Annotated in this window: 14 protein-coding genes; 5 read left to right on the top strand and 9 right to left on the bottom strand. The window is 56.1% G+C overall.

All coding sequences use genetic code 11. The annotated features are described in order from the left end of the window. Nucleotides 1-117 precede the first annotated feature (117 nt). The 5 genes from secD to FEM03_RS00915 all read right to left on the bottom strand — a co-directional run bounded on the left by secD (nt 118) and on the right by FEM03_RS00915 (nt 5,517). Nucleotides 118-2,475 (bottom strand): protein translocase subunit SecD, encoded by a 2,358-nt coding sequence (secD, locus tag FEM03_RS00935; protein WP_138084295.1) that lies wholly within the window; start codon nt 2,473-2,475, stop codon nt 118-120. 99 nt (nt 2,476-2,574) lie between these two features. Further along, on the bottom strand, nt 2,575-2,907 hold the full coding sequence (gene yajC, locus FEM03_RS00930) for a preprotein translocase subunit YajC (protein ID WP_138084294.1): 333 nt from the start codon (nt 2,905-2,907) through the stop codon (nt 2,575-2,577). Next, nucleotides 2,904-4,070, bottom strand: coding sequence for a tRNA guanosine(34) transglycosylase Tgt (gene tgt / locus FEM03_RS00925; protein WP_138084293.1), 1,167 nt, complete (start codon nt 4,068-4,070; stop codon nt 2,904-2,906). Before tgt ends, yajC begins: the two co-directional genes overlap by 4 nt. Nucleotides 4,071-4,220: 150 nt before the next feature. Further along, nucleotides 4,221-4,898, bottom strand: a complete 678-nt coding sequence (gene ispD, locus FEM03_RS00920; RefSeq protein ID WP_138084292.1) for a 2-C-methyl-D-erythritol 4-phosphate cytidylyltransferase — start codon at nt 4,896-4,898, stop codon at nt 4,221-4,223. Nucleotides 4,899-5,061: 163 nt separating this feature from the next. Then, complete coding sequence (locus FEM03_RS00915) at nt 5,062-5,517, bottom strand: GatB/YqeY domain-containing protein (protein ID WP_138084291.1); 456 nt, start codon at nt 5,515-5,517, stop codon at nt 5,062-5,064. A gap of 139 nt (nt 5,518-5,656) precedes the next feature. Between FEM03_RS00915 and rnhC the strand changes: the two genes are divergently transcribed. Next, on the top strand, nt 5,657-6,577 hold the full coding sequence (gene rnhC, locus FEM03_RS00910) for a ribonuclease HIII (protein WP_138084290.1): 921 nt from the start codon (nt 5,657-5,659) through the stop codon (nt 6,575-6,577). A gap of 148 nt (nt 6,578-6,725) precedes the next feature. Next, nucleotides 6,726-7,043: a DUF3817 domain-containing protein gene (locus tag FEM03_RS00905; protein ID WP_138084289.1), complete on the top strand. Its 318-nt coding sequence runs from the start codon at nt 6,726-6,728 to the stop codon at nt 7,041-7,043. A 15-nt stretch (nt 7,044-7,058) separates the two neighbouring features. On the opposite strand, the gene FEM03_RS00900 is transcribed toward FEM03_RS00905, so the two are convergent. After that, a complete protein-coding gene (locus tag FEM03_RS00900) occupies nt 7,059-7,328 on the bottom strand; it encodes a hypothetical protein (protein ID WP_138084288.1) in 270 nt (89 codons plus the stop codon). Nucleotides 7,329-7,423: 95 nt separating this feature from the next. Between FEM03_RS00900 and FEM03_RS00895 the strand changes: the two genes are divergently transcribed. The 3 genes from FEM03_RS00895 (at nt 7,424) to FEM03_RS00885 (ending at nt 10,651) form a co-directional block, all read left to right on the top strand. Continuing rightward, complete coding sequence (locus tag FEM03_RS00895) at nt 7,424-7,885, top strand: molybdenum cofactor biosynthesis protein MoaE (RefSeq protein WP_138084287.1); 462 nt, start codon at nt 7,424-7,426, stop codon at nt 7,883-7,885. Between the two features lie 64 nt (nt 7,886-7,949). Continuing rightward, the gene (gene pgsA / locus FEM03_RS00890) at nt 7,950-8,531 is read left to right on the top strand and encodes a CDP-diacylglycerol--glycerol-3-phosphate 3-phosphatidyltransferase (protein ID WP_138084286.1); all 582 of its coding nucleotides are present in this window, start codon (nt 7,950-7,952) and stop codon (nt 8,529-8,531) included. 1,178 nt (nt 8,532-9,709) lie between these two features. Continuing rightward, the gene (locus FEM03_RS00885) at nt 9,710-10,651 is read left to right on the top strand and encodes a PEP-CTERM sorting domain-containing protein (protein ID WP_138084285.1); all 942 of its coding nucleotides are present in this window, start codon (nt 9,710-9,712) and stop codon (nt 10,649-10,651) included. A 1,031-nt stretch (nt 10,652-11,682) separates the two neighbouring features. Here FEM03_RS00885 and FEM03_RS00880 read toward each other — a convergent pair. From FEM03_RS00880 to FEM03_RS00870, 3 genes are all read right to left on the bottom strand, one after another. Next, nucleotides 11,683-13,881: a spermidine synthase gene (locus tag FEM03_RS00880; protein ID WP_138084284.1), complete on the bottom strand. Its 2,199-nt coding sequence runs from the start codon at nt 13,879-13,881 to the stop codon at nt 11,683-11,685. Nucleotides 13,882-14,021: 140 nt separating this feature from the next. Continuing rightward, the gene (locus FEM03_RS00875) at nt 14,022-15,695 is read right to left on the bottom strand and encodes a tetratricopeptide repeat protein (protein ID WP_138084283.1); all 1,674 of its coding nucleotides are present in this window, start codon (nt 15,693-15,695) and stop codon (nt 14,022-14,024) included. A gap of 209 nt (nt 15,696-15,904) precedes the next feature. Further along, a complete protein-coding gene (locus tag FEM03_RS00870) occupies nt 15,905-17,803 on the bottom strand; it encodes a spermidine synthase (RefSeq protein ID WP_138084282.1) in 1,899 nt (632 codons plus the stop codon). Between the last annotated feature and the right edge of the window lie 145 nt (nt 17,804-17,948).

Here is a 17,948-nt window from a genome sequence, read left to right as displayed (position 1 = left end):
TTCTACTTTGCTATCGCTCCGCTCCTCAATGGTCGCTTTGCCGATGCCAATAACCAATAAAAAAACCGCCCTGATTGAGGGCGGTTTTTTATGGATAAATGAGAAGATTCGAATCGATCAGGCTCCAGTCGAAGCGGCGTTTTTGATGGCTTCGCGACGGGCTTCGGTTTCGAGGATCTGGTTGCGGAGGTTCTTGCCGGTGACCCTCACATACCAGAGCACCAGTGCGGAGGCGATGTAGATGGAGGAATAGGTTCCGACCACCACACCAATGAGGATTGGCAGGGCGAAATCGCGCATGGAAGGACCGCCATACACATAGAGAACGCCCATCGACATCAACACGGTAACGCTGGTGAGAAGGGTGCGGCTCAGGGTGGCGGAGACGGCTTCGTTCATCAGGTCGCGCAGGCTGCCGCTGCGGGTTTTGAGCATCTCACGGATACGGTCAAACACGATGATGGTGTCGTTCAGGGAATAGCCGGCAACGGTGAGCAACGCGCCGATGTGAATGACGGAGAGTTGCTGGCCGAACAACACGGAGACGCCAATCGCCAGCACGCAGTCGTGGAACAGTGCGACCATGGCGGCGAGGGCGAACGACCATTCGTAGAAGATGGTCAGATAGATGAGCATGCCGATCATGGCGATCGCGTAGGCAATGAGGGAGCGGATGGCGAGTTCTTTGCCAACCACGGAGCCGACGCGTTCGATCTGGCCGCCGGAGACCTGATCGGCGTGTTTGGCTTCAACGAGGCTTTTGACCTTGGTTCCGTCTTCGTATTCGCTGCGCACGGTGATGAGTTCGTTGGTGCCGGTGCTGCTTTCCTGCACGTAGAAGCCTTTGAGGCCGGCTTCGGTGAGGATGGCTTCGACGCTGGAGGCTTCGATGCGCTGGCCTTCCTTGATTTCGAAGCGGGTCAGGGCTCCACCGCGGAAGTCAATGCCGATGGCCTCCTTGCCTTTGACGAAGAACATGCCGACCACCACGACGGTGGCAAGCAAGGTGCCGATGAAGAAGGCGCGTGACAGGCTCATCACATTGAAAATCCGGTCAGGGATGATCTGCGTCACGGTGATTTTCTTGAGGAGGTTGGCGTCGATCAACCAGTTGAAGACCACGCGGGTGACGATGAGCGCACCGAGCATGGTGCCGAAGATCCCGATGGTGAGGGTGACGGCGAAACCTTTGACCAGGCCGCTGGCGAGGTAGAAGAGAACGACGGCGGAGATGAGGGTGGTGAAGTTGGCGTCGAAAATCGCGGAGAACGCTTTTTCAAAGGAGGATTCAAGGGCGGAGGCGATGCTCTTGCCGTTTTTGATCTCTTCTCGCAGTCGTTCGTAGATCAGCACGTTGGCATCCACTGCCATGCCCATGGTGAGCACGAGACCGGCGATCCCCGGCATGGTGAGCGTGAAGTTGAAGAGGGCGAGGGCACCGAAGACCACCAGCATGCAGACGGCCAGGCCGATGAGGGCGATGAGGCCGGCGAAGCGGTAGTAGATGACCAGGAACAGGGCAATGAGCACGGCGGAGATGTAGCCGGTGTAGATGCCCTGTTTGACGGTCTGTTCACCGAACGCGGCGGTGACGGAGCTTTCCTCGATGATGGACATCGGGTTTTCGAGAGGGTTCTCGAGGGCGGTGGCGAGGCCGCGTGCCTGGGCCTCCTTGTAGTCGCCGGAAATGACGGCGCTGCCGGTGAGGATGGCGTCTTTGAGGTTGGGGGCGGAGATCACTTCGCCATCCACGATGATGGCGAGGCGTTCGCCGACATGCGCGCTGGTGAGTTTGGCGAAGAGATCGGCGCCAAGGCTGTCGAAGTCGAGACCGATGGTCCAGCCTTGAAGAGGATCAGGATAGGCGTAGGCATTTTTGACGTATTTGCCTTCGAGGTCGGGACGGGCACTGACGAGGTAGCTGGCGGGTGCGGTGGGATCCGTCTTGTGTTCGGTGCCGGGCATTTCCACGTAACCGATGGCCGGACGACCGGTGGCCTTCATGGAGGCGAGTTCGCCTTCGCTGTTGCGATGGACGAGGCGAAACTCAAGGTGGGCGACCTGTTCGATCTGTTTACGGACGGCTTCAACTTCTTCAGGGCCGACGCCGGGCATCTGGATGTTGATGCGGTCGGTGCCCTGGGGGACGAGCTGGAGGTCTTTGGCACCGTCGGGGTTAAGACGCTTCTCCAGGATGCCGATGGCCTGTTGGACGGAGTCGGAGGTGATGATTTTCTGGCTGCCGTCGTCGCTGACGCCGGGGCTGAGCTGCACGGTGAAGGAGCTGCCGCCGCCGAGGTCGATGCCGCGTTTAATGCCGATGTCGAAGAAGGCCCACAGACAAAATGCGCTGATGCCGAGGGTAAGGACGGTGCCGGCGATCTTTTTGCTGCGGTGCTTCGCGGTGCCGAGGTAGAAGAACAGCAGGAACAGCAGGACGGCTCCGTAGAGGAAGGTGATTTCCGGGGTGTGCATGGACGGTCGGGTCGGTGGGAAGCGGTGGTTGATCGGCAGCGGCGTGGGGGCCGCGGGTTTTTTTTAACGGAGGGGACGGTTCGTCTCTTTTATTTATTCTTATTTGCTTTCAACGGTCGGAGAGATGCGTGAGGCAATCGCGGTGCGGTCGAATTCGATTTTCCCTTCAGCCACGCGGATGGTGACGGTTTTTTCATGCACGGTGGTGACGGTGCCGTGGGCTCCGCCGATGGTGACGATCTGATCTCCCGGAGCGAGGGCTTTTTGCAGGTTTTGGGCTTCCTTCTGCTTCTTCTGCTGGGGGCGGATGAGGATGAAATACATGACCACCATCATGAGGATCATGAATACGAGCGGGTTGCCGAAGAGTCCGCCGCCGCCAGGGGCTGGTGCTGCGGTTTGGGCGAGTAGGGCGGTGGTGATGATGGTCATGATGGCGATGGCGTTGGCGTTGACGTTGAATCTGGCGTTGACGTATGCGTTTTGTAGTTGGCGGTGAACTCTTTACGGAATTCGTTGAAATAGCCTTCCTCCAGCGCTTTGCGGGCGCGGGACATGAGGGACAGGTAGAAATGCAGATTGTGGAGGGAAATCAACCGTAATCCCAGGATTTCGCCCGCTTTGATGAGGTGTCGGACGTAGGCACGGGTGAATCCGTGACAGAGCGGATGGGTGTCTTCGTCAAGCGGACCGAAGTCGCGGGCGAAGGTTTGGTTCTTGATGTTGACGGTGCCGTTTTTGGTGAAAAGGGTGCTGTGACGGGCCAGCCGGGTGGGCAGCACGCAGTCGAACATGTCGATGCCGCGGGCGATCATTTCGAGCATTTGCGGCGGGGTGCCGAGGCCCATGGCGTAGCGCGGTTTGTCGTGCGGAAGAAAAGGGATGCTGTTCTCCACGGCGGCCATCATTTCAGGTTCGGGCTCGCCGACGCTGACGCCGCCGACGGCATATCCATCGAATCCCATGGCGACCAGTTCCTTGGCGGAACGGGCGCGCAGTTCAGCGAAGGATGAACCTTGCACGATGCCGAAGTGCAGCTGGGGCTGGCCGTTGGTCTGAGGCTGGTTTTTGTCGATCCATTCACGACAGCGTTTGGCCCAGCGCAGGGTGAGGTCGAGGCTGGTGCTGGCGTATTCGAAAGTGCAGGGGTGCGGTGGGCACTCATCGAACAGCATGGCGATGTCGGAGCCGAGCGTGGCCTGAATTTCCATGGCGCTTTCGGGTCCAAGAACCATCGGGGAGCCGTCGACGTGGTTTTGGAAATGGACGCCGTCTTCTTTGATCTTGCGAATTTTGCCGAGGGAGAAGACCTGGAAGCCACCGGAGTCGGTGAGGATGGGACCGTCCCAGTTGGCGAATTTATGGAGTCCGCCGGCTTCGCGCATGACTTCCATGCCGGGGCGGACGGCGAGATGATAAGTGTTGCCGAGGATGATTTGGGCTTCGAGGGCCTTGAGTTCGGCGGGATGGACGGTTTTGACGGAGCCCTGGGTGCCGACGGGCATGAAGACGGGCGTTTCGATGGTCCCGTGGGGCGTGACGAGCCTTCCCCGCCGTGCGAGCGAGTGGGGATCGGAGCCTAATAAGGTGAACATAAGGGGGGCGCATACGCTGGCGAGGCTGGGGCGCGGTGCAATGGATTTGTTTTTGGGCAGGATGACACAGGCACTTTGCCCGTGGGTGAAGCAGGCTTGCAGCCTGTTTTTTTGGGTGATCCGGGAGGGACGACAGGCTGCAAGCCTGTGTCACAGCCGGGCCTGGAGGAGTTGCTCGGCGAGCAGGAGGTCGGTGGGGTAAGTGATCTTGAGATTGGACTCGGGATTCTCGAGGACAAAAACGTGGTGACCGAGGAGTTGGACGGCGGAGACTTCGTCGGTGACGGTGAGGTTTTGCTGCATGACGCGTTCGTAGGCCTGGCACAGCAGGTTGCGGTCAAAGATCTGGGGCGTTTCCATGATCCAGGTGTCCTTGCGATCCACGGAGCCGGTGATCACGCCGTTTTCATCGACCCGTTTGAGCGTTTCCGTGACGGGACGGGCGCAGGCGACGGCTTTGATTTCGCGGGCGCGGTTTATGCAGCGGATGATCTGATCGGAGGTGATGAGGGGTCGGGCTCCGTCGTGAACGGCGACGAGTTCGGTCGATGGAGGAAGCTTCTTAAGACCCCCGTAGACGCTGATGTGGCGCTCGGCACCGCCTTCGCTGAGGGTGACGGGTTTGCGCAGCATGCCGTCGGCTGCCCAGGCGCGCACGAGTTCACGGGTGGCGTCACTGACGACAACGACGAGGTGATCGATGGCGGGACAGTTGTCGAAGGCTTCAAGCGTCCATCGCAGGACGGGTTTGCCGAGGAGGCTGGCGGTGAGTTTTTGAAAACCCATGCGGCGGCTGCTGCCGGCGGCAACGATGAGGGCGGAGGTCATAAAAGTGGGAGACACAAGATGCAAGACTGGAAGACAGAAGACACAAGACCAGAGGGAAATGCGCGAAGGTAGCGTGGGATGAGGAGAGGGATGCTTGACCGAAGCTTCGTTTTTTTCTTCTGTCTTCCGTCTTCTGTCTTCCCGTCTTGTGTCCCCACCCTTCTCAACCGAGCCTTTTGTTGACTTCGGTGCTGAGCACTTTGTTGTCGGCGCGGCCTTCGCTGCGTTCCTGGAGGAGTTTCATGACCTTGCCCATGTCTTTCTTGGTGGTGGCACCGGTTTCGGCGATTACGGCATCGACCAGGGCGATGAGGTCGGCTTCGCTCATCGCGGCCGGCAGGTAGTTTTCAAGGACGGCGATTTCGGCTTTCTCGGTGGCGGCAAGTTCAGGTCGGCCACCGCTCTCGTATTGACTGACGGAGTCCTGACGTTTTTTGATTTCACGACGGATGACCACGAGGGCTTCGTTGTCGTCGAGTTCGCCATCGGCACCGGCTTTTTCAATGGCGGCGTATTTGAGGGAGGACTTGAGGCCGCGCACCACGTTGAGCGTGACGGAGTCCTTCGCCTTCATGGCGGTTTTCATGTCTTCGGTCAGGCGGGCGGCGATGGTGCTCATGATGATGATGTTGAAGAGGAAAGTTGAGGGCGCATACGTTGGCACAGTTTGGGGGAATGAGCAAGGAGGCAGCGGCAGGCAAGATTTTGTGATTGGAATTCGACAAGTGGGATGGGTTCTTCTTTGGTGCGTCGCTCTCATGGCCGCGTTGACCACCTACACCAAACCGCTGACCGATTTGCAGGCCGCGAAGCTCCGCACCCTGCTGGTGGCGAAGGGTTTTGAGTTTGTGGTGAAACCCTACTGTTTGTATGCCGGGAGTGGGCAGAAGGTGAGCATCGCGGTGTATGAAAAGGGCCCGAAGGTGGTGGTGCAGGGCAAGGGGACGGAGGATTTTGTGAAGTTTACCCTTGAGCCTGAGGTGCTTGGGGAGGCGGAGCTGGGTTATGAAGACGTGGCTCACCCGGAGATGTTTGCGCCCCACATTGGGGTGGATGAAAGTGGCAAGGGGGACTTCTTTGGCCCGCTGGTGATCGCAGGGGTGTATGTGGATGGCGCGGTGGCGCGGCAGCTGGTGGAGGCGGGGGCGATGGACAGCAAACGCATCGGCAGCGATGCCAAGATCGCGAAGGTGGCGGAGGCGCTGCGCGGGGTTCGGGGACTGGTTTATGAGGTCATCGTGATTGGTCCGGAGCGTTACAACCAGCTCTATTTGAAGTTTGGGAATCTGAATAAACTGCTTGCCTGGGGGCATGCGAAGATCATTGAGAACCTGTTGGAACGGGTGCCCGATTGCCCGCGGGCGTTGTCGGATCAGTTTGCCAATCCGAGGGTTTTGCAGGCGGCGTTGCAGGCGCGCGGCAAGGCGATCGTGTTGGATCAGCAGACCAAGGCGGAGAGCGACCCGGCGGTGGCAGCGGCGTCAATTTTTGCACGTGAACGGTTTGTGCGTTGGTTGCAGGAGGCGGGTGACCGGCTTGGGATCGAATTGGCCAAGGGGGTTTCGCCGATGGTGAAGGCGGGTGCGGCGCGACTGATCCAGGCACATGGGGTTGAGGTATTGCCGACGGTGGCAAAGATGCATTTCAAGACGGCGAACGAAGTGCTGGAGCAGGCCTGAGAGGTTGTGCCGGGGAAATGATGTGCCGATTTTGCGAGGTCACTCTGGTGGACAAACACAAACAGTTGTCGATTTTTGAATTCTCGCCATACGTAGGCTTCCTTGTGCGCAGCAAACGAAACGCGCCGATCCCCCTTATTATTAATGCATGAAAAACCCTGTCCCCTTTCTTCGCCGCATTGCACTTGCTGAGGCGGTTTCCTATCTGGCGCTCCTGCTGGTGGCGATGCCGCTGAAATATTTGCTTAACGTCCCGCAGGCGGTCATGGCGGTGGGCTGGGTCCACGGCCTGTTGTTCATTCTGTTTTGTGCGTCGTTGCTGCACACCTTTGTGCTGGCACGCTGGCCGGTTTTGCGAGTGGCGATGGTTTTTGTGGCATCGCTGCTGCCATTTGTGCCGTTTTTCCTCGACCGCAAAATGCGCGGGTATGAAGAGGAATATCAGCCGCAGGGCACCGGGGCCTGACCATTGATCCAAGAGTCAGTGGGCCCGTGCGACGTTGGCGGCGGGAGTCGTGGCGGGCATTGGCGTGATTTGCAGTGATTCGCGATGCAGACGCAAAGCTTCCTGATCCAGCATCGGTTTTTCCGGGGTGTGGTTGATGGAACCAAGTCCGGTGGCGCGCCCGACGGCGCCGTTCATCCCTTTGAACAAGGTGCCGGGGGCGTTGATGGCGGCATTGGCGAGGCCACAGCTTGGGAGGGTGGTCATCAACAGCGCGGAAAGGAAAAGGGTCCAAAAAATCTTCATGCAGGTCCCGGATTTACCACAGACGGTGCAGGCTTGGAAGCTTTACCTGTGTGACCGACTTGAAAATCGACGGGAACGGGACGAATGAATGAACCATGGCGGAGTCCCCTCCCCCACCCCTCATCACTGTGAATTCGTGTCCGTTTCAGATCTTGCTTTCCGAAGCGCCCATTGAACCTGCTGCCGCCGTGTTTGGCGATGAGGAGGGAGCGGAATGCCAGTTCCTTGGCACCGTGCGGCACATGGAGGACGGCAAAAGAATCTGCGGCATCGACTACAGCGCCTACCGCCCGATGGCGGATCAGGAGTTGCAGCGGCTGTGCGAACGTGCGCAGCGCGAACATCCCGGGCACCGGGTTTACCTTCAGCATCGGCTGGGTTTTGTGGCGGCCCAGGTGCCGAGCATTGTCATCCGGGTTACGACCAAGCACAGCGCCGCATCATTTGAGCTTTGCCAGTGGTATCTGGGTGCGATCAAGACCCGTGTGCCGATCTGGAAAAAGCCGGTGTGGGAATCAACCGGGGCATTCAAAAAACCCTCTGGGGACGAATCGTGATTTGACAGGCGCTTGCCGCAGCGTCTAACAACAACCTGCCCCCGCTCATCTTCTGCGCCTGCGCATGAATCTTCCTAATAAACTCACCGTTGCCCGCCTCGCTCTCACAGCGGTGTTTGTCGTGCTGATGGAGGTGGTCTTTACCAATCACCTGTCTTGGGCGCTCCTGGTGTTTTCGGTCGCATCGATCACCGATTTGCTGGATGGGCAAATCGCCCGCAAATACAATTTGGTGACCAACTTTGGCAAGTTGATGGATCCATTGGCAGACAAAATTCTCATGACTGCGGCTTTGATTATCCTGGCCATGATGAATCATCTTGCGGAGTGGATTGTGATCGCGATTCTGGCGCGCGAATTTTTTGTCACCGGCATTCGGCAGATCGCCTCGCAGCAGGGAGTGGTGCTGGCGGCGGAAAAACTCGGAAAACACAAGCTCGTCTGGCAGGTCATCACGGTGATCTATTTTCTGCTGTTCGCGGCAAGCGCCGAGCCGATGTTCAGCTGGGTGGCGCCGTTGTTCACCTGGAAGCCGCTTTCGCCGGGCATCTTCGGTAATTTTTGCATCGTGGTCATGACAGCACTGACGATTCTTTCGGGGATCAGTTATTTCTGGAAGAACCGCAAACTGTTTTCTGACGCCTGAATGAAGCAAGGCGATCTTGCCGGGTTGCCGCCGGTCTGCACCCGCTCACTGATCATCGCAGCCGCGAGATCAGCGCTGAGAGTCTGTTGCGCGCCTGTTTTGGAATGACGGTCGACTAGGAGAAATTAGGAGCAGGGAGATTCGCGTCTCTGTTGGGTTCCTCCGCAATTCGATTCATTCAACCGTGAATCCGAAGTGGGGCGACAAGACTGCTTATTCCACGACGCAGTCGTTGTGGAGTGCGGAGACTTGTCGCCGCTTTGGGGGCCGCAGCCTGCTGCGCCCATTGCGTTACGGGCTGTCGGGAGAAGGTATTGCGACTTGCGCCCACGGCTGGAACAAACCGGCAGGCCGGTTTGGGAAAAGCGGCGACAGGTCGCCGCAGTCCACAGCGCTACGCGCAGAGCTGCAATCAGCATGACTGCGACTCAGCACGATCGTGATCTTTGAATCGATGTAGTTCACAAGTTACTGTCGCTCCCTTCCAAGTTTCATCGCACCAAAGTTTCGGAATCGGTCGCGCCCGTTCGAGCTGCTCCATGGTATTCAAACGTGAAGTTCAGATCACCCTCCCCAACACAATTTCACCCTAACTCATGAACTTCTTTTCACCGAGACACCGGAATCGAAATTGGTGGAGGGGATGAGTCAGTTGCAGAATCGACTGACGCGTTGATGCCGATGCGTCATCATGCAGTAGTTCATCTTATAGAATTGCAAAAAAATAGAGAGAAGGCTGAGAAAATCGAGGACGATTACCGCTTCTTAAGTCGACGAGATGCATCGCAGTCTCCCCCGCATCAGAGGCCGTTAGCGAGTCCGTCGGGCGATTTTGGGATAAGGTGCCCTTATACTGGGAATACGTTGATAAGGTGAGCAAGCCATAACCACGGAAGTTATGTGTCCGGCGCACCCTTGGGAAAAAGCCGAGCAATAAATGAATCATTGCATTAGCTGCACTAATTTATAACTCGGTCGCAACCATGTCCATTATGGCATCCGCCAACCCATCATAACTCGAAATTCTTTTTGGGTGTGTGCCTCATCAATACGCAGACACAGATGATTTTTAAAAATTTGATGTTGACCGTTGATTAACTTGAGCGATTTGTCGAAAGACTGTGTAGTTTGCAGTTGTCAGAAAATCCCCGTTCAAACCCTCAACTGATAGCTCAATCATGAGATTCAATACCATCCTGGCGGTATCTTGCCTTACGCTCTCGTTCTCATTCTTCGCGACCAATCTAAAGGGTCAGGCCCTAGGTCTAGAAGCCGCCTCTTACGATTTTTTCCTTTTTAACGGACCGGCGAGCAGTCCAAACGACAGCAACACCACTTACGCGGATTTTGTGAGTGAAATGAGTTTCGATGGGTTGATGGGATTTGGGAGAAATTCTTGGATCTACGCAGATAGTGACTTCGAAATTGATGGAGAACTTCGTAGGCATACTTCACTCTACAAACCTAATGAGTTTAACCCAGCCTACCAGCCAGGCCATGTGACCACTTCCAATGCTGCTACCAATGCCGAGTTGGATTTGGTCAACAGTCAACTCATCACTTACATCAATCAACTGACCGCGCTCTCTTCAACGCAAAGTTTTGGGAATCGCACCACTGCCCTGACTTACAACACGACCTCGCATCTGTCCGTGTTGGATTTCACCGGTATTACCATGAGCGGCGTGAATGATAAAATTACCATCAATGGTCGGACAGGGGTCAACAACGGCCTGTCCGATACTGTGATCATCCGGGTGAATGGTGACGCCCTTTGGGAGGACGGGGCACCGGTAATCCTGAACAACATCGATCGGAGAAATGTGATCTGGCTCTCGATGGGTGACAACGATTTCGACCTTCACAAAAACGACTTTGCTATTTTTGAGGGGGTGATCATCAACCGTAAATCCACGACTGGATCGGCTGACTGGACGACCATCATTGGTGATGTCGACTTCAGAGGTCAGGTTTATGCGAGTCACATCAAGCTCGGGTCAGGTGTGGTCTTTGAGGGTTCATCAATCTTCGGTCCTCCTCCTCCAGTTCCTGAGCCTTCATCTGCTCTGTTGGTCCTGACCGCCGGCATGGGCTTGTTTTTCTTCCGCCGCCGTCGCTAATCAAAGGATGGTCCAGTTAGTCATTCATTTCACTTCTGAAAGCTTCCCGCATTAACTGCGGGGAGCTTTTTTTTTCAGAACCCGAACGCGCGCCGAGTGTGAGAAAGTCGGCGTGGATGCAAGGTAGTCGATGGAATTTTTGGACCTTGATTGACTCATGTCACAACACTTCTGGAAGCATCATTGATCAATGTTGCGGAAAGATTTGGAGGAGCTTGGGCGACTCAACCTCACTTCATGCAAAACGGGCCCTGTGCCGAGCGCCAATAGCATTGGTGGTGGCCTATCTTGTTGCTCAACCTTTGGCTTGTCTCAGCGCGACCTGGTTGGCCATGAGAATGCAATCCGTTGAATGAAGCAAACCGAACTAGCTTCATCTCAAGTCAAGCGTGAGCATGCTGGTAGGGGAATCTTGATCATCAGATCCTTCCTCTTATTGGAATATGGACAAAAGCGAAATTCAGGCGTGGCGCGAAACGTAGAAAACCCTCGTGTTGCTGCTTTTCTCAATGCAGGGGGATTTTCGGCGTGTTGAAAAATGGGCTTCAGCAGGAGATCGTTTTAGGAGTAACGCCGCCATTTTGATCATGCCGTCCGGCAGGCTGCATGCTCATTGGTATCGACGCAACGTCGTGCCGGGTGGGTTGACGGGTCGATGGGTTTTCGTTTGGAGAGCGCAAGCGCCTCTGCGTGCTGGAGGGTGCGTCTGATCAGAGCACGCGCGCTCGTGCTCGTGCTTCCAATTTTCATCGGCCACCGTGATGAAGGTGCTGCCCTTAAGTTGATGCCTGTGGGCATCCTGGCTGAAGAATCATGATGCTTCCCGAATCTATGTTACCCACTGGGTATGCCAGATCGTCGAAGCGACCACTCCCCACCGATCGAGCGGCCCCGTCCTTCCGATGGTAACGAGACCCGAGGCGGATGACCTGGGAATTGGGGTTTTGAAAATAGGCTGCAAAGAGCGGGCGAAAAATCTTTGTGATCGATTGCACTCCATGCACTCCATTCACGCCCGAATGCGGCTGCAGCTACTTGAGGACCTTAAAAACATTACCAAAGTTATCGGTCCATAAAATGTCCCTCGGCTTCTCGTGTTTCCAGTGGTAAATCCGATCATTCTGAAAAAACCTGTCAATAAGCGGGTAATTGCGTGTGATGATCACCCACTCGGCGGCAGAGCCAATGCCATTCTCGGGATTCGATCCAAGTCTCATGCTGCCCCAGCGGTATCGCCCCGCGTGTTTTCGCAAAGGGTCGGAAAGATCGACGTGTTTGTTGGTGATGTGAAAGGCAAGGACTCCATCCTCCTTCATGTGTCTGAGATAGAGGTCGAAGGCCTCCGCCGTCAGGAGATGCATGGGGATGGAGTCACCAGAAAACGCATCAATGATAAGGATGTCAAAAGCATTGCCCGATCCCGAGCTTTGCACCAGCTCCTGTTCCAGTGAAATGCGGCCGTCGCCCAGGACATTCACCACCTCACCCTGGCAGTCTTTTAAGTAAGTGAAATGGGAGTGGGCGACTTCAATGACCTGCGGGTTGATTTCATAAAATCGAAAGCGGTCTCCCGGCCTGGCATAAGCCGCGAGGGTTCCCACGCCCAGACCGATCACGCCCACATGAAGTGGCTCGTTGTTTCCATCGAATCGTTGTGGGATGAACTCGAAGGTGCTGCCAATCCCCGATTGCCTGGCAAAGTAGGAGGTGGGGATCTTGCTGAGCCCAAGATCTTCAAATTGCATCCCGTGATGAATCTGCCCATGGATCAGCGTGTGATAGGTCTGTCCCGTCAATGCCCGGGACTCTTTCACCTTAAGGACCCCAAAAAATCCGCGCGAAGAAAAAGTCACGCCCTCCTTGTCATTCTGAATGTGGGTGTGGAGGCCGAAGACAGCGAAACCCATCGCGCCGCACCAGAGTATGCCCGCCACCGCCGCCAACGCCAGCCTGCTGGGAGCACTGGTCTCCGTCCCCGATTGACCTTGAGAGCGGCGACACGACGAAATGAATTGGGGGAGAACCTGCCACGTCAACAAGGTCGCCAGAAGCAGGATGCCAATGTGCAGCTCGTAATAAGAGTCGAAAAGGTGGGGTGCGACCAGATTGACAAAAATTCCTCCCAAAGCTCCACCCACCGAAATGGCGAGATAGAACTGGGTGAGAAACCTGGAGGTGGGTTTGATGCGGACGATTTCCCCATGACAAACCAGACAGGAGAAAAACAGGGCGCTGCAGAAGATCACGATCTGCCCGACCATGGGCCAGTGGACCGATTCGAAGAATCTGTTCAATAGAATGATGACCAAGCCCACCGAAACTGCCAATGCGGGAACGGCAATGGGACGGAAATACCAGCGTGCCCGATCAAAGGCGATGATGAAGGAAAGCAGGTAGAGGGCGAGCGGCAGAATCCACAGAAAAGGAACCACGGCCACGTCCTGACAAATCTGGTTGGTTACTGCGAGAAGCAGGATGGAACCACACGCGCTGAAAAGAATCCAACGGAGATAATGAGTGAAACCGGGAGCGATGTCTCGTTTCTCAGAAATTGGATCGGGGGATTCGGAATTGGTGGTGTTGACCATCGCTCCTGCCTGCAAATAAACAAAACCCGCCACACCTAGGACAAGCGCATAAACGACAAAGCCGAGAGACCAGAGCATGGATTGTCTGGAAACGGTCAGGTAGACTTCAAAAAGAAATGGGTAGCTAAGCAGGGCGAGCAGACTGCCGACATTGGAGACTGCATAGAGCCGGAAGGGCGAACGGTCCGGATAGACCCTGCTGAACCAATGCTGCACGAGAGGACCGCTGGCAGCGAGAATCACGTAGGGGATGCCGACGGTTTGAACCAGAAGCCTGATGATTCCGAGGAGGGGGAGAGTTTCTTCAGCGCCCGGCTTCATCGAGGGATCGGGCGTGATGGGCAGGGTGATGACTGCAAGAAACAACAGCGCGAAATGAATCCCGATTTGAAGGACACGGCGGTCGCGAAAAACGGTGACGATGAGGTGAGCGTAGGCATAACCAACGACCAAACCCAGTTGAAAGAACAGCATGCAGGCGCTCCAGACCGAAGAACTGCCGCCATACCAGGGCAGGATAAAACGGGCGATGATTGGTTGAACCTGAAAGAGCAGAAACGCGCTAGAAAAAACCGAAAGGATGAAAGTCGTCATTTTGACGGGTTCGGCCAAAGGTGCTTGCTGATGAAAAGGATAGGTCATGGGGGTAATGGGGTGGGGGTAACTCGTCCAGGCGGGTGCAAACCTAGGGGTCGAGATGTTCGACTGAGATTCGGAACATCTTGCGAATGAACCGACAAGAAAAGCGAAAAGTGCGGGGCTTCACAGACAAGAGGAAAACTTCATCGAAGTTGTAGAAGTCGTTCAAAGCGCGCGGCAGATGGTTGATCTCCCAGAATGAGGTAACAGCGGGCACAGGCCCGGATGCTGTCGGCGTTGGAAGGACTGATCTCATGGGCCTTGAGAAAAAGCGGAAGCGCCTGGTGGGGATCTTTTTTAACGAGCAGATGGAAGTTGCCGGCGTTCATCAACATGGGCCATTGATTGGGGAAGCGTTGCAGCCCATCGTTGACGGTTGCTTCGGCCTCGGAGTAGCGTTTCAGATCGACCTGGAGAAGGAGAAGTTGAGTCCATGTTTCCACAACAGGATTGGCGGCCCGCGTGGCCGCCTGGAAACTCTCAAGGGCTTGTTCCGGTTGGTTCAGACGAAGTTGCGTCACGCCCATTTTGCTGAGCGGCAGGCCTTCGTGAGGGGCTTTTTGGTGGGCCAGTTCAAAATGGACAAGGGCTTTGGCTGGATCATTGTTCCAGAATGCCTCGCCATAGTGAATATCGGCGAGAGCTTCCCTGGGGTTCACGCGCATCTCATGGGCGAAAAGAGTTTCGCTGTTCTTCCAGATCGGCAGTTGCTGTTGCAAAAGCACGAGATAACCGGCAACGAGCGAACCAAGCGCGATTGGAAGAAGGAGAGATTTTGAAGAAAGTGAGGATAAACGTCTGGCCAGACCGATCACGATGATGATGATGCCAATCTGCGGGAGGTAGCTGTAGCGGTCGGCAGCAAAGTAGTGGCTGATCGGGATGATTCCTGAAATGGGCAGCCATAGCAGGGTGTAAATGAGCGCACCGACAGGAATGAGTTTCTCCCGTCTTCCGAGCCAGATCACTGCGATGAGGAAAAGACCGAGTCCGACGATGGCGAGGACGAGGGGAAGATGGGAAAGAGGAGGGGTAAAAAAAAATTGGGACGGAATGGGGAAGGCAAAGCGCAAGAGGTAAAAGACGTAGCCGAAAATCATCTGTCGGAGCCGCTCGAAGAGGCTGTCGTCGCCTCCGACGTCACTGAGGGTGCCGTGGGATTGGAAAAAGACGACGATGGCGGCAAGGGCTACGGCGGCGGCGAAAAAGGGGCCAAGTTGACGAAGGGAGGACAGGGCTGAGGAAATGATCTGTCCGGGTTTGAGGGCAAACAGGACGAGCAAAACCAATGGCAGAGGGAGCACGCTCGGTTTCGCCATGGCGGCGGCAATGAAAAGCAGGAGGCTGGCGACATAGAGCGCGGGACGTTTTTTTGTGCGGGAATGCCACTCGGCGAAACACAGGATGCTGGCGAAGAAGAGGGCACCCGAAAGAACATCTTTGCGCTCAGTGATCCAGGCCACCGATTGAATCTTTTGGGGATGGATCGCCCAAAGAAGGGCGATGAAGTAGCTCCAGGGGAGGGACTTTGTCAGTTTTACGGCAAGCAGGAAGAGGAGGCTCGCGGCAAGGGCATGACATAAGCCATTCACGGCGTGGTGCCAGGCTGGATTGAGTCCGAAGAGGCTGACAACGAGTTGATGGGAGAGAGTGGTAAGCGGGTTCCAGAGGTTCACTTCCCCCGGCGTGCCAAAAGCCCATCGGAGGTTGGCCAGACTCAACCCGGTGTTTACGTTGGGGTTGTCGATGATGTAATATGGATCATCGTAGTTGATGAAATCGAAGGTCAGCGAAGGGGCAAAAGCAAGAAAGACCAAGGCGAACAAAACGACTGCGTGAAACCAGCTTGGACACTTGGCGAGCCTTTCAGAGACCGAGAGAGCGAGGGGGATTTTCATGAGACAATTTCCACGAGGGGGATGCGGGTGCATCCACGGAAGGCGCGAGCAGCGGCGTAAAGGCTGCAGACCCGACATCCGAAAACCGCGGGTTCACCGGAACAAATCAGGTGCGCGGCGAAGGTCAATCATGGGTGAGCAAAATGTGGGAAATGGAACCGGGTTATGGGCGAAGTGGCCCGGTATCGAAGAGCTTGAAGAAGGCTGTTGAAGTCGTCAGTCCAGACGACCTTCTTGGGTTTGGGTCGGGCCCAAGGGGTGAGTTGTCCCGACTGATCCAGGTGCTGCGCGAAGTCTTCATTCCTGGTCACGAGCGCCCAAATGGAGGGAATACCGCCCTCAGGTTGATGAATCACCTGGAGGGCTTGCATGCCGGAACGAGCCGCATGATTTCGAATGGGGTCAGAAAAGTCGATCTCGCCGTTGCTGATGTGCAGCGCGAGAATCCCGTCCTCCTTGAGGTGGGCAAAGTAGAGTTCTAAGGCTTCCTGGGTTAGAAGGTGGATCGGGGGAGCGTGACCGCTGAAAGCATCGATGACGAGCAGGTCGTAACGATTGGCTTTTCCGGCGTGGAGTTCTCGCTCCATGGAGATCCTACCGTCGCCCAAAATGATATCGATCTCCCCTTGGGAATTTTTGAGGTAGGTGAAGTGTGACCTCGCCAAATCGACAACGCCGTGATTGATCTCGTAGCAGCGGAAACGGTCCCCCGGTTGGGCGTAGGTGGCGAGAGTGCCGATGCCAAGGCCGAGGAGCCCGACATGGAGTGACTTGTTGTTGTTGTTGTTGTCGCTGCCGCCGGCCTGACGTTGGTGAAGAAACTCGAAGGCACGTCCAACTCCGCTGCGGTAGTGGTAGTAGGCGGTTCCCATTTTTTCGTGGGAGGGGGTTTTGAACTGGAGTCCGTGGATGGTTTTCCCGTGATAGAGACTGCGGAAGGTGTGCGATCCGGGGATCTGTTGTTCCCTGACATTGAGGACGCCAAAAAATCCTCGCGAGGAGGCGATGACGCCTGATTTGGATAGGACAACATTTCGGTTCAGGCCCCAAATCATGCCGACCAGAACAACGATCCATACGGCGGCAATAGACCCTCTGGTTTTCAGTGTGGGAATGAGTTGAAGGGTGATCAGGAAGGCGAGCAACACCAGCCCGAAATGCAGTTCCCAATATCCGGTGAAAATGTGCGGGGCAACCAGGCTGACAAAAACTCCGCCCAATGCTCCACCCACGGAAATGAGCAGGTAGAACTCGGTGAGGAATCGCGCAGGAGGTTTGAGCCGGACGATCTCTCCGTGGCAGACGAGGCAGGTGAAGAACAGGGCGGCGCAGAAGGTGACGACCTGCCATGGAATGGACCAGCTTCCCGCTGGCGAGTAGTGGCCATTCATCTGGACAATCATGAGTCCTACAGCCAGCACGGAAGCGCTGATCGCGAACTTGCGGGAATACCAGCGGGAGTGATCAAAGGCGATCACAAAAGTCAGGAGGTAGAGCGCCAGCGGAACGACCCACAAGAACGGAATCACCGCGACGTCCTCTCCGAGCTGGCTGGTGATGGCAAGCAGCAGGATGGAGCCACAGGCGCTGAAGCTGATCCACAGCAAGCGATGGAATGCGGTGGTCCTTTGGGCCGGCCCGGATTCAAACGACGCCTGCGAAGCTTCCGGTGATGGACTAATGCGATTCCGGGCGAAGAGGCTGGCGGCGACAGCGAGGGCCAAGGCATAAGTCACGAAACCGGCCGACCAGAACATGGATTGCTGCGAGACGGGGAAATAGACTTCAAACAAGAAAGGATAGGTCAACAGGGCGAGCAGGCTGCCGATGTTCGACACCGCATAGAGGCGAAAGGGGGAACGACCTGGGTAGAGTTCGCTAAACCACGATTGCAGCAGGGGGCCGCTTGCAGCCAAAATCATGAAGGGGATGCCAACGGTTTGAGCAAGGAGCTTGAGGATGTCGATCACCGGTTCGGTATCGGAAGCGTCTGGTTTCAATGCTTGATCCGGGGTGATCGGAAGCATCAAAATGGCCAGGGCGACCAAAACGAGATGCAGGCCTACTTGCACAGAGCGTCTGTTCCTGAAGACCGTGGCGAGAACGTGGGCATACGCATAACCGATGACCAAACCGACCTGAAAAAAGAGCATGCAGGTGCTCCAAACGGAA

The sequence above is a fragment of the Phragmitibacter flavus genome, from assembly GCF_005780165.1.
Taxonomy (GTDB): Bacteria; Verrucomicrobiota; Verrucomicrobiia; order Verrucomicrobiales; family Verrucomicrobiaceae; genus Phragmitibacter; species Phragmitibacter flavus.
The sequence above is the reverse complement of the archived record's forward strand: the minus strand, read 5'-3'. Positions and strand labels throughout refer to the sequence as shown.